This is a genomic window from Clostridioides sp. ZZV14-6153 (assembly GCF_020657855.1).
Classification (GTDB): Bacteria; Bacillota; Clostridia; order Peptostreptococcales; family Peptostreptococcaceae; genus Clostridioides.
This window is the reverse complement of sequence record NZ_JAGWCZ010000007.1, coordinates 115054-128261: the sequence shown is the minus strand read 5'-3', so window position 1 is coordinate 128261 and position 13208 is coordinate 115054. Positions and strand designations below refer to the sequence as shown.

Here is a 13208-nt window from a genome sequence, read left to right as displayed (position 1 = left end):
TTTTGTAGGGTATAGTATAAACATATTACATTTTAACATAAAATTTTGTAGTTGAGTGAAAAAACTAGATTTTTATGAAAGAAGATTCTATAAACTTAAGATTATCTTTTTAATAAAGATTAACAAAAAAAATACTGTAATTAATGGTATAATAATTAGAGTTGAAGATTTTAAATAAAGGCAGGTGTAATTAAGTTGGAAATATACTTAGATAATAGTGCGACTACAAAACCTTATCCAGAAGTTATAGATAAAATGGTATATGCACTTAGTACGGATTATGGAAATCCTTCTTCTGTTCATAGAAAAGGTGTGGAAGTTGAAAAAGGTATAAAAGAAGTAAGACAGATTGTAGCTAAATCTCTAGGAGCGAAAGATAAAGAGATTTATTTTACATCAGGTGGTACAGAATGTAATAATACTATAATAAGAGGTATTGCCAATATAAATAAGAAGAGAAGAAATCATATAATATCTACAAATATAGAACATCCTTCTGTTTTAAATACATTAAAAGATTTAGAAGAAGATGGATTCGAAGTAACTTACTTAGAGGTCGGAAAAGATGGAAAGATAAATATAGAAGATTTGAAAAATACTATAAAATCAACTACATGTTTAGTAAGTATGATGCATGTTAACAATGAAATAGGAACTATACAGCCAATAGATGAAGTTGGAAAATATCTGAAGTCTTTAAAAGAGAAGATATATTTTCATGTAGATGCTATTCAATCATATGGGAAAATAAACTTTAGGCCATCTAAATACAATATAGATTTTATGAGTGTAAGTGCACATAAATTTCATGGTCCAAAGGGAATTGGATTTATGTATATTAAGGAAAACAATCGTTTAAAGCCTATGCTAACAGGAGGAGGACAAGAAATTGGAATTAGGTCTGGAACAGAAAATGTACCTGGAATATATGGGCTTGGAGAAGCTGTAAGTATATTAAGTAAAGATTTAGATGCTGTTATTTTGAAGATAAATAACTTAAAAAACATATTTAGAAATAAAATAGTTGAGAATATAGAAGATATAAAAATTAATTCTCCAGAAGATGGCGTATGTCATATATTAAATGTATCATTTATAGGTACAAAAGGAGAAGTTTTACTTCATTACCTAGAGCAAAAAGGAATTTATGTGTCCACTGGTTCTGCATGCTCTTCCAAGAAAAAAGGTAGTCATGTTTTAAATGCCATAGGTCTTACAAATGAAGAAATCAATGGAACAATAAGGTTTAGTCTATCTGATATGAATACAGAAGATGAAATATCTGAAGCTGTGAAAGTATTAAAAGAATCAATTTGTGATTTAAGGTCAATAATGAGAAAGAAATAAAGAATACTGTATAAATAATAAGAGGAAAGTAGTTTACGAGGTGAAATGGTGTATAATATATTAATAGTAAAGTATGGAGAAATTGGAGTAAAAGGAAAAAATAGATATATATTTGAGAATAGACTTATAAGAAATATAAGAAATATGTTAAAGCCAATTGGCAAATTTAATGTATATAAAGAGTATGGAAGAATATATGTTGATTTAGAAGATTATGATTATGAAGAAGTAATTGAAGAAGTTAGAAAAGTATTTGGTATAGTAGGTGTATGTCCTGGAGTAAGAGCTAAAAAAGATTATGATACATTAAAAGAAATAGCTTTAAAGATGTTAGAAGAAAAAATAGATGCTGGATATAAAACTTTTAAGGTAGAGTCAAGAAGAGGAGATAAGTCTTTTAGATTAACTTCTCAAGAAATGAGTATGGATATAGGTGGATACTTATTATCAAAGGTAGGAGATAGAATTGATGTTGATGTAAGAAATCCAGAAGTTAAAATAAAATGTGAATACAGAGAATTTCATACTATGGTTTATAGTGATACTATACCTGGATATGGTGGTTTGCCACTTGGAACTAATGGTAGAGCGATGTCTCTTTTATCAGGTGGTATAGATAGTCCAGTAGCAACATGGATGGTTGCAAAAAGAGGTATGGAAGTAGAAGCAGTACATTTTCATAGCTATCCATTCACAAGTGAAAGGTCACAAGAAAAAGTTAAAGATTTAGCTAAGATATTAGCTAAATATTGTGGTAGAGTAAGACTTCATAAAGTAAATATACTAGAAATACAAAAAGCAATTGGTGAGAATTGTAATGAAGAAGAAGCTACTATTCTTTCAAGAAGATTTATGATGAGAATAGCACAAAGACTTTCTGAAAAAAGACATTGTGATGCTTTGATTACAGGTGAAAGTATTGGTCAAGTTGCATCTCAAACTATACAAGGGCTTACTTGCACTAATGCTGTTGTAAATTTACCAGTATTTAGACCACTTATAGCTATGGATAAATCAGACATAGTTGATATAGCTAAGAAAATAGGGACTTTTGAAACATCTATAATACCTGAAGAAGATTGCTGTAGCGTGTTTTCTCCTAGAAAACCTGTCACTAAGCCTAGACTAGAGAAAATAGAAAAATCTGAACTGTCACTTGATATAGAAAAATTAGTACAGGATGCAATTGACGGAATAGAGGTTGAAGACATAGAATTTTAATATGTAAGTGATTTAGTTATTTGGGGTAGGTGTTACATGTGATTCAAGTATTATATGTTGGTATTGGTGGATTTTTGGGAGCTATATTAAGATATTTAATATCTCTAAAGTTTGTAGGAACTAAGTTTCCATTTGGGACTTTAGTGGTCAATATTATGGGTGGAATTTTAATTGGTTTTGTGATGGAAATGAGTATAAGAACAAATTCTATTTCTAATAATTTGAAATTGTTTTTGACAACTGGTTTAATGGGAGGACTAACTACATTTTCTACTTTTGGCTTTGAAACTGTAAAGTTTTTTGATAGCGGGAATTATATATTATTTGGACTAAACATATTTTTTAACTTGACATTAAGTATTTTGGGAGTTTTTGTTGGAAGAGCTTTATGTAGACACTTTGTTGCTATATAGCATGTTAAAGTAAATACTATAATTTTATTTAATGGGAATGATTATTATGAATAAAAAGGGTTTTACACTAATTGAATTATTGGTAGTTATATCTATAATAGGAATTTTGGTTATAGTTGCACTACCAGCACTTTTTAAAAATATAGAAAAAAGTAAAGCAGTAACATGTCTTTCTAATAGAGAAAATATAAAGACTCAAATTGTTATTGCTGTAGCTGAGGAACCTAGTAAAGATAAAAAAGAGGTTATAAAAGATGTATTAAAAAATACAGATGGTAAGTATTTTGAAACAGAGCCAAAGTGTAAGTCAGGTGGAACATATTCAGCAGAGTTTGACGATGGTTATGATGGAATAACTGGAGAAGAAAGTATTGCAAGAGTTTATGTTACTTGTACAGAACATCCAGATGGTGTTGAGATGGCTAGAGATGTACATCAAAGTATGAAAGATTTAATTGCATCTTTTGCAGTAGACCCTTCTGTAATACCAGGGCCTTCAAAAGGGAATGATGCTTTTAGAAATTATTTACTAGATAATAAATATAAAAATGGCTGGCCTACAATTCCAGATGAATTTAAGAAGAAATATAATTTAAGTAAGGCAACATTATATATACAACCATATGCATATAATCCTACTAAATCTGATGCTACTGTAGTTGTATTTGCAAATGATAAGACTGGAGGTAATTGGTACACATCTTTAGTTTATGATTACGATGAAGGTAGATGGTATAAAGGTAACAATGGTATTTCTGTTGCAGGTAGGTCATGGGATGTTGATTCAGCTGATGGTAAGACTAAATCTGTAAAAACAGAGATTCATACCAAAACTGGTTGGGGCCCTTTAAATTAATATAGTATATTTTATCAACTTTACTGGTATTAATCGTTCTGTAGAAAAATGATATTTTCTATAGTTGAGTGATACCAGTTTTTTATTGAAGATTATTTGTAGAGTAGATATATTGATGTTTTGATATTATAAAAGCTTCACATGTAAGCTAAAAATAATTATAATAAGAATATAAAGAAACTTAATTATAAAATTAATTTTCTAAAGATTTGGTATTTAAGATAACAAATACATAAAAGGGGGAATAGATATAATGAATAATTTACAATACAATCAAACAATAAATTTAATACAAGGGCGTAGAAGTATACGAAAATTTACAACAGAGCAAATTACAGATGAACAATTAGATACATTATTACATTGTGCATTTGCAGCACCTTCAGGGTGTAATAAACAGCCATGGCACATAACTGTTGTACAAGACCAAAAACTTTTAAAAGAGATTAGTGATGATACTCTTTCTAGAATTCATGAAGTTAGTAACGTTGAAATAAATAAAAATTTTAAATTATTTTATGGTGCACCAACTGTTTTATTTATTTCTTATGACGAAGAGAGTTCATGGGCTCCATATGACGCGGGAATACTTACAGGAAACATAACAACAGCTGCACAAGCTTTAGGACTTGGGAGTTGCATAATAGGAATGGTTAGGGGACTATTTACACCTGTTGAACAAGGTGATATTGTGGGTCTTGTGAGTGTTCTAGATAAAGATGATGTAAAAGAATCAGAATCGATAACGATGAAGTTTGATACAAATAAAAAATACAGAGAATTATTAAATATACCAGAAGGATATTGTGTACCATTTGGTATTGCTGTTGGTGTTCCAGATGGGAAATTACCACAAGCTAGAAATGTAGTTTATAAAGTCTCTAGAGTTTAGAATATTTGATTATTTGTATTGTGAGATACAGTTATAAAATTTATCAAAGATAGGCAAAATACTCCATCCTCAACGTAAGTAGGGTGGAGATGTAAGCATGAAATATACTTATCAAGAGTGCAATACACAACATGACAGAGATATAAATGCCAGTGTAAATATATTAAAAGAAGGATTAAGATTAGTGGGGATGGAACAGCCCTTAGAGCCTATGAATGCTTAGTATAAAAGTACTATCAAATAAGAATTTCCACCTTCAAACGTTACCTAAGGTAGTTAAGGTGGAGTAATTCAAGTAATTGAAAATAGAAGGGTGAAGGTTTAAAATAAAAAATTATTTGTTTTAGTCTTGTTTTTTGTTATTTTATATTTGTAGAATAATAAAATGAGTTTAATTAATTTAAGCATTATGTATAAAAAATATAAAGTCGAAAAAGATAAAAAAATAATAATAATATTTTGGGAAAAAGTAGTATAAGATTGAAATAAATAAAAAAGCATGATACAATAAATGTAAAATAAAGGAAAAAGTGACCCTTAGTTATAAAAGGGTTTTTTTTTATGTAAAAAAAACTATAAGGATATTATAAAAAATGTATATCAAAGCCATTCAAAATTTTTTCCCACTTCTAATAATTGATTATCAGTAAAAGTATATAACATTTGTTTTCAAGATAAAGAAATAATTATAATTTTAATAGTATAGACATATAAATTTTTTTAAAAAATGTATATAAATGTAAAAAAAACTATTAATTATATAAATAGTGACTTTTTTATAACAAATGGAAACTATAATAACCAGAATTAAAATAATTATTTTAATTAAAACAATTATTTTAATTAAAAAATTTTTGATACTCTGAACATATATCACAACTAATTTTCATGAAATTGAAAACAATTAAAGTTAATTACTTTAAGTAATATAAATATATAAAATATCTTACTCTATTGTTTTTTTAGACTGTTTAATTCTACAAAAATAAAATCAAAATATCTAGTCTATAGAGTATTAATATCTTTGTGTAAAAATTAAATATATTTTTTATTTAATAAAAAAGATTTCAAGTAAAAATTAAATAAACTATAAAAACTTCACTTTTAAGATAGACTTCATAATAGATTAATTAGACTTTAAATAAATAGTTTTGATAAAGACTATGCAAAATAAAGTATGAAAAATCTGTTTGAAATAAAAAATATTGGAGGGGGATTTTTAATGAAACACAGATTAAGTAAACTAACATCTTTTGTGGCAACCTTAGCTTTAGTTGTTGGTGTAGGAGTACCATCATATGCACAAACTTTACCAGATAAAGTTAATAATGAAGTACTACAAAATACAGAACGAAGATATGATATTAATGGAAGATATCAAGTTGACCTTCGTGCAAATATGGGAAATGGATATGTAACATTTTTCTCATTATTTGTTCCATGTGGTGGGAACTCATTAAATGTAAAATATGTATGGGGGACTGATCCAAAAGGAGGTTCTCAAGAAGGTTGGGTATTACAAATTAATGGGGAAAAAGTTTCAACTATTTATGGAACAAGCTATGGATTCCCTAATGGCATACCATCTGCAGGGATAACAGGAAGTCAAATGACAGGAATTTATTCTTTTGTGACAAATCGAGACATGTCTGGAGTAAATTGGAGCTATACATCACCTAATACAGGGAATGGAAACGTTACAAGAACATCATATGCATCTACTGAAATTTCAAATGCAAAACTTTCTATTAAGGTCAATTATAAAAATAAAGAAACAGGAGCTATAGTTGGGTCATATACAGCTCGAGTTCCAGCTAAGTATGGAAATAGCACAGTTACACCTGATGCTACACAAATTCCTTCTGGATACAAATTAGATCCAGCAAGTCAATCTAAAGTGGTAAATCTTGCTCAAAATGGAGTTAATCCAAATGAAGTTAATTTTACAGTAATTCCTGATAAGGCTGGAGTGCCAGAAGAAAATCGTGTTCTTATAGTTGGATTTAAGGATAAAGATGGAAGTAATGTTGGAAGTACTTATATAGAAGAAATTCCAGATATACTAGGCTCACATGATGTAACACCAAACACATCAAAAGTTCCTAATGGTTATAAGCTTGATCCTTCTAATCAAACTCAGACTGTTAATTTACAACCAACAGGGCTTGACAAGAGTATTGTTTACTTTACAGTAAGTCCTGATATTCCACTTGTAAATCGTATAGTTACAGTTAACTTTAAAGATAAAGATAGTGGAGCAATAATTGGAGACCCATATACAGTTACACTACCAGCTGAATATGGAAATCATAGAGTGGAATCTGATTCTACAAAGGTACCAAATGGATATGTACTTAATCCAGACAACCAATTTGAAATGGTAAATCTTAGTACAAGTGGTCTTGTACCAGATATAATTTACTTTACAGTAAGTAAGATGCCTTCAGAAGCAGAACGTACTTTAACAATTGGTTTTAAAGATAAGGATGGTAATATAGTTGGAGATACGTACACAGAGATTGTTAATGCTGTACTTGGAGACCATACAATAACTCCAGACTCTACAAAGGTTCCTGCTGGATACAACTTAGACCCAGTAAGTCAATCTCAAATAGTTGCACTTGATTCTTCTGGAATTAATCCAAATACAATATATTTTACTGTAGCTGAAAAAACTTATAGGGTAGCTTATAGTGCAAACTTCCCTTCAGGAGTAACTGTTTCAGGTATGGCTCCTGTTGATACAACAGAATATAAAAAAGGAGATACTGTGACTGTTTTAGGAAATGTTAATGGGCTTAATGCTGATACTTATACATTTGTAGGATGGAGTACAGTTAGAAATGACTCATCAACAATAGTATCAGGTACAATCACTATGGACGAAAGAAACATTATATTATATGCAGTGTGGCAAAAAAATTAATAATATAAGTTGTTTATTATTGTAATTTATAATCTAAAATCGTATTTAATATTTATATAAGAATAAGATTTTAATAATTATAAGAAATACTGATATAGATTTTATCAGTATTTCTTTATTTTACAAATTACAAAATGAAAAATAAAATTAATTTTTATATAAAGGGGAGGGTTTTGATGAATAAAAAGTTAAAAAAGTTAACTATATGCATACTTACATTTGCTATAATTCCTTTAAATTATTCAAATGTTTTTGCTGATTATGATTTAAATAAGATATTTAATAAGCAGATTCAAGATAAAAGCTTAAGGCGAGTTAATAATATTACAATAACTTATGATGATAATGGGGCTACTGGAGGAACGATAAATGAAGCTATATTTAATGGGGGAAATGTTATTCCTGGACCAGTAATAACAGGTCCAAAAGTATATGACCTTGATAAGTTTGATTCTTATTTAGCGTTCAGTAATAATCTTACAAGAGCAAACTATCATACTGATGCTTGGAGTGTCTCAAGGGACCATTTGGCAAGTGGTACTCAACCATATGGAAGCGGAGAAATTCTAATAGGAACAGATATCGATAGAGATACAACACTTTATGCCATTTGGATTCCAGACTTTTTACAAGTAAGATATAACGGAAATGGAAATACTTCAGGTAATGTTCCATCAGATTCAAATAAGTATCATCAGAATGCTACTTTGCAAATTAAAGGAAATGAAGGTGACCTTAAAAAAACAAATTATAAACTTACAAAATGGAATACAAAAGCTGATGGTACAGGAACATCTTATAATTTAGGCTCAAGTTTTGAGGTATTATTAAGGGATTATGACAATTTTAACGTAGATCTTTATGCACAATGGGAGTATGATTTACAACTTGATGGTAATGGAGGCTCAGGTACACTGCCAGACTTACCAAAGCCAGGAGAGGCTGACAAATTCCCAGGGTCAGGTGGACTTATCAATGGTGATGAAGAATTCATAGGGTGGAATACAGAAGCAGATGGAAGTGGAACATCTTTCAAAGAAGGTGACACTATTCCGCCAAATATCGCAGGAGATACGATATATGCACAATGGGGATATAAATTAGATTATAACTTAAATGGAGGAACAGGAAGTATATCAGAAGAAAAACATAAAAAAGGCGCTGAAGTAACTGTTACAAGTCAGATACCATCTAAATCTGGAGCAATATTTATGGGATGGAATACAAAAAATAATGGTGAAGGGACTTCATACAGAGATGGTGACAAATTTAACCTTACAAAAAATACAACTTTATTTGCACAATGGAAAGAAGAATGTAGAGTAACATATGATAAAAATGGAAGTACAGGTACAGCGCCAATAGATAATAATATATATGGAAAAGGAGATGAAGTTACTATACTTGGTGATAATGGTTTAGTAGCACCTTCTGGTAGAGGAGGAAATTTTTATTGGAGTACAAAAGCAGATGATACAGGCAGTAGGTATAAAGCAGGAGAAAAGTTTAACATAAAAGATACAAATACAACTCTTTATGCATTTTGGACAGATAAATACAGAGTTAAATATGAAAATAATGGTGGACAAGGAGATGTACCTGAAGATGAACTGCATGATGGAAATACAAATACAAGTGTAAAAGCGAATACAGGAAATCTTACAAAAGAAGGGTACAAATTTATTGGATGGAATACAAAACCAGATGGTAGTGGAACTCCATATAAAGGTGATGGAAGTGATATAATTAATGTTGATGATAATATAGTACTTTATGCGCAATGGGAGAAGATACCTGATAACCAAGGAGATAATGATAATTCAGGTGGAAATAGTGGTGGAAACAGCGGAGGAAGTAGTGGAGGTTCATCCACTAATACAACTAGTCCATCAGAAGAAAATTTAACAGGTGATGATAGATACAAAACTGCTATAAAAATAAGTAAAAGAGGTTTTGAATCAGCTGAAAATGTGATACTAGTAAATAGTACATCAATACCAGATGCTCTATCAGCAACTCCATTTTCATCTACTAAAAATGCACCTATTTTATTAACTGAAAAAGATAAATTAAATGCAAATACAGAAGAAGAGATAAAAAGATTAAAAGCAAAAAATATTTATATAATAGGTGGAGAAAATACATTAAGCTCTGATTTAGAAAAAGAATTAAAATTAAAAGGGCTTACTATTATAAGAATAGGTGGAGTAGATAGATATTCAACTTCTCTAAGACTTGCTAAAGAAATAGATAAAATAATAGATGTAGAAAAAGTATCTGTAGTCAATGGACATGACGGATTAGCAGATGCAATAAGTGTTGGTGGCATTTCAGCACAAAATAAAACTCCAATAATTCTTACAAATGTAAAAAATGAGATAACATCTATTAAAAAATTTATAGATGAAGAAGAAATATCAAAATCTTATATTATAGGAGGAGAAACTTCTTTGCCAAAATCTATAGAAAAACAGTTTCCAAATCCAAAGAGAATAGGTGGAGAAGATAGAAATAAAACAAATTCAAAAGTAATAGAAGAGTTTTATAAGGATAAAGAACTAAGAAATCTTTATGTAACAAAAAATGGGATGTTAAGAGAAAATGATTTAATAGATGCTTTAACAGTAGGTGTTTTAGCAGGTAAAAATAAATCACCAGTAATGATTGTAGAAAAATCACTTGATGAGTCTCAAAAAACTTTAGTTAAAAGTAAGAAATTTGATAAGATAACTAAGGTAGGAGGAAATGGAAATGAAGATGCATTTGATGAGATAAAAAGATTAGTAAAATAGTATAATCTAAATAAGAATATTTTGTTGATTAAACTACACCAATAGTAATAAATTATAACCCTACTTTATTTTTATTATAAGTAGGGTTATAATCTTACTATATTACTTATATTGTAGGGGGAAAAGATGAGAGAAGAATCGAACTCTTTAAATTTAGATCATATAGAAATTTTCTTTGAACTTTTGTCTCAAAGCACAGAAGATTATATATTTTTTTGGGATATAAATAGGAATAAATTTAAAATTTCTTCAGCAATTTTTGATGAATTTAACTTAAGTAAAGATATGGATTCTGATGTAGTCAATTGTTGGAGTAAAATTGTTTATCCAGATGATGTCAAAGTATGGAAAGATGATATACAAGCGTTGGTAGATGGAAAAAAAGATGAACATAATTTAGAATATAGATTAATTAATAAATATGAAGAAGTAGTATGGATTTCTTGTAGAGGTAAGGCTTATGTATCAGATGACCAAAAAACTATAATTATAGTTGGTAGAATAAAAAATATAGGTGAAAAGAATAAATTTGATTCTATCACAGGAACATGGAATAGAGAACAATTTGAATACAGAATGAATTGTATTATAAAAGAGAAAATCTATACAAGTGGAGCTATATTTATCATGGATATTGATAATTTTAAAAATATAAATGAGAAATATGGGCACTCTTATGGTGATAAGGTTTTGCGTGCAATTGCTACAGAAGTTTTAGAATATTTACCTAAGGATGTTAGATTGTACAGATTAGATGGAGATGAATTTGCATTTTTTTACCCTATGTGCAATAAAGAAACGATAGAGAACTTATATGAAAAAATACAATTGTATACAAATACTCAGCATGAAATCGAATCAAATAAATATTATTGTACAGTAACTGCGGGGGTTGCTATGTATCCAGAAGATGGAGATAATTATTTGGACTTATTTAAACATGCTGACATTGCGCTAGATATCGCAAAAATGGGTGGTAAAAATAGAATGAAGTTTTTTTCAAAAGAACTCTATGAAAATAAGTTGAAAGTAATTTCAATGCAACAGAAATTGAGAGAGTGTATTGAAAATGATTTTAATGACCTTGAGTTATTTTTCCAGCCACAGGTAGATGCATCTACCAAAAACGTTATAGGAGCAGAGGCACTTTTGAGATGGCATTCAAATACTTATGGAGAAGTATCTCCTGTTGAATTTATACCAATACTAGAACAAAGTAATCTGATTATACCAGTAGGAAAATGGATTATAAAAGAGGCCGTAAAACAGTGTAAAGAATGGCATAAAGTAAATCCAGCTTTCAAAATATCTGTAAATGTATCGTATATTCAATTAAAAGAGGATTTTTTTAGAGATTTTATAATAGAATGTTTGATAGAATATCAATTAAAACCTGAATTTTTGATTTTAGAACTAACAGAGAATTGTTGGATACCAGATATAAATTTATTGAATGACAAGTTTATCAGTTTAAAAAGTATTGGAGTACATATTGCAATTGATGATTTTGGTACTGGGTATTCATCTTTAAATTATCTTAAAGAGTTATCTGTTAATATAATAAAGATTGAAAGAAGTTTTGTTAAGAATATTACATATAATAGTTATGAACATACCTTTCTAGAATATATTATTAAATTAGCTCATATTATCAATTTGAAAGTTTGTGTTGAGGGTATTGAGTCTTATGAAGAATACAATATAGTGAAGAGTTTAGGTGTAGATATTATTCAAGGTTTTTTATTTGGTAGACCTGTAAGTGCATCTGAGTTTTATAGACTTAAATTATCAAATTGATGAGTGTAGATAAAGTATATTAAAAATAAGGTAAAATATAAGGTTTTTTAAATCGTATATTTTACCTTATTTTATTGTGATAGTTATTAATCTCAAGGAGTATTAGCTATTATATACTTTTGCTCCAAACTTAGAGATTATTTCACTAGCTTTTTTAATATCTTCTTTGGTAGCATCAGGAACATCTTTTAACTCATAATCGATGCCTAAATTTTCCCATTTGTGTATTCCCATAGAATGATATGGTAGCAATTCCAATCTCTCTACATTTTTTAATGTAGCAACGAATCTACCTAATCTTTCTAAGTTATCTATATCATCAGTAATCCCAGGAACTAAAACATGTCTTATCCATACTGGAATATTTCTTGATTCTAAGTGTTTAGCAAGTTTTAAAGCTTTATCCATACCCACGCCAGTCAAATCAATAGACTTTTCTTCAACCATATGTTTTAAATCAAGCAAAACTAAGTCAGTATTATCTAAAACTGAGTCTATAGTTTCTATATCTACAAATCCAGATGTATCTAGACAAGTGTGTATGTTATTTTCTTTAGCTTTTTTAAATAGTTCACTTAAAAACTCTGGTTGAAGAGTAGACTCGCCACCAGAAGCAGTAATACCTCCACCAGAAAACTTCATAAAAGAAGTATACTTAAGAGCATCAGTTATTATTTCATCAACTGTATATTCTTTTCCAGATTTGGTATCCCATGTATCTCTATTATGACAGTATTTGCATCTAAGAGGACATCCTTGAAAGAATAGTATGTATCTTATTCCTGGGCCATCTACAGTACCAAATGTTTCTATAGAGTGTACTTTTCCTTTAATCATAGAGTTCACCTCACAATATATTTTGATAACTTTATTAATAGTTATAATATTTCTCTAAAAAAGGCCATCTTATACCAGAAATAATCCGAATATAAGATAGCCATTTATTTTTATTTTCTACACAGTA

At 29.1% G+C, this 13208-nt stretch carries 10 protein-coding genes; 9 read left to right on the top strand and 1 reads right to left on the bottom strand.

Annotation, left to right across the window (positions count from 1 at the left end):
* Positions 1-195 precede the first annotated feature (195 nt).
* The 9 genes from KGF46_RS10865 to KGF46_RS10825 all read left to right on the top strand — a co-directional run bounded on the left by KGF46_RS10865 (position 196) and on the right by KGF46_RS10825 (position 12244).
* Positions 196-1347 (top strand): cysteine desulfurase family protein, encoded by a 1152-nt coding sequence (locus tag KGF46_RS10865; protein ID WP_227829498.1) that lies wholly within the window; start codon positions 196-198, stop codon positions 1345-1347.
* 45 nt (positions 1348-1392) lie between these two features.
* Positions 1393-2568 (top strand): tRNA uracil 4-sulfurtransferase ThiI, encoded by a 1176-nt coding sequence (gene thiI, locus KGF46_RS10860; RefSeq protein WP_227829499.1) that lies wholly within the window; start codon positions 1393-1395, stop codon positions 2566-2568.
* Between the two features lie 38 nt (positions 2569-2606).
* The gene (gene crcB / locus KGF46_RS10855) at positions 2607-2981 is read left to right on the top strand and encodes a fluoride efflux transporter CrcB (RefSeq protein ID WP_227829500.1); all 375 of its coding nucleotides are present in this window, start codon (positions 2607-2609) and stop codon (positions 2979-2981) included.
* 46 nt (positions 2982-3027) lie between these two features.
* Entirely contained in the window at positions 3028-3837 is an 810-nt protein-coding gene (locus KGF46_RS20225; RefSeq protein WP_285891648.1) for a prepilin-type N-terminal cleavage/methylation domain-containing protein, read from the top strand.
* 253 nt (positions 3838-4090) lie between these two features.
* Positions 4091-4729 carry a nitroreductase gene (locus KGF46_RS10840; RefSeq protein WP_227861971.1) on the top strand — a complete coding sequence of 213 codons (639 nt, stop codon included), beginning with the start codon at positions 4091-4093 and terminating at the stop codon, positions 4727-4729.
* Positions 4730-4826: 97 nt separating this feature from the next.
* Positions 4827-4952, top strand: coding sequence for a hypothetical protein (locus tag KGF46_RS20060; protein WP_255287812.1), 126 nt, complete (start codon positions 4827-4829; stop codon positions 4950-4952).
* A 999-nt stretch (positions 4953-5951) separates the two neighbouring features.
* A complete protein-coding gene (locus KGF46_RS10835) occupies positions 5952-7655 on the top strand; it encodes an InlB B-repeat-containing protein (RefSeq protein ID WP_227829689.1) in 1704 nt (567 codons plus the stop codon).
* 176 nt (positions 7656-7831) lie between these two features.
* Entirely contained in the window at positions 7832-10447 is a 2616-nt protein-coding gene (locus KGF46_RS10830) for a cell wall-binding repeat-containing protein (RefSeq protein ID WP_227829688.1), read from the top strand.
* A 126-nt stretch (positions 10448-10573) separates the two neighbouring features.
* Entirely contained in the window at positions 10574-12244 is a 1671-nt protein-coding gene (locus tag KGF46_RS10825; protein WP_227829687.1) for a GGDEF and EAL domain-containing protein, read from the top strand.
* Between the two features lie 102 nt (positions 12245-12346).
* Here KGF46_RS10825 and pflA read toward each other — a convergent pair whose 3' ends face one another.
* Positions 12347-13081 carry a pyruvate formate-lyase-activating protein gene (pflA, locus tag KGF46_RS10820; RefSeq protein ID WP_227829686.1) on the bottom strand — a complete coding sequence of 245 codons (735 nt, stop codon included), beginning with the start codon at positions 13079-13081 and terminating at the stop codon, positions 12347-12349.
* Positions 13082-13208 lie beyond the last annotated feature (127 nt).

Excerpts from the sequence above, each read along its gene's own strand:
- thiI (WP_227829499.1), top strand. The coding sequence starts at position 1,393 with ATGGTGTATAATATATTAATAGTAAAGTATGGAGAAATTGGAGTAAAA.
- KGF46_RS20225 (WP_285891648.1), top strand. The coding sequence starts at position 3,028 with ATGAATAAAAAGGGTTTTACACTAATTGAATTATTGGTAGTTATATCT.
- KGF46_RS10840 (WP_227861971.1), top strand. The coding sequence starts at position 4,091 with ATGAATAATTTACAATACAATCAAACAATAAATTTAATACAAGGGCGT.
- KGF46_RS20060 (WP_255287812.1), top strand. The coding sequence starts at position 4,827 with ATGAAATATACTTATCAAGAGTGCAATACACAACATGACAGAGATATA.
- KGF46_RS10835 (WP_227829689.1), top strand. The coding sequence starts at position 5,952 with ATGAAACACAGATTAAGTAAACTAACATCTTTTGTGGCAACCTTAGCT.
- KGF46_RS10830 (WP_227829688.1), top strand. The coding sequence starts at position 7,832 with ATGAATAAAAAGTTAAAAAAGTTAACTATATGCATACTTACATTTGCT.
- KGF46_RS10825 (WP_227829687.1), top strand. The coding sequence starts at position 10,574 with ATGAGAGAAGAATCGAACTCTTTAAATTTAGATCATATAGAAATTTTC.
- pflA (WP_227829686.1), bottom strand. The coding sequence starts at position 13,081 with ATGATTAAAGGAAAAGTACACTCTATAGAAACATTTGGTACTGTAGAT.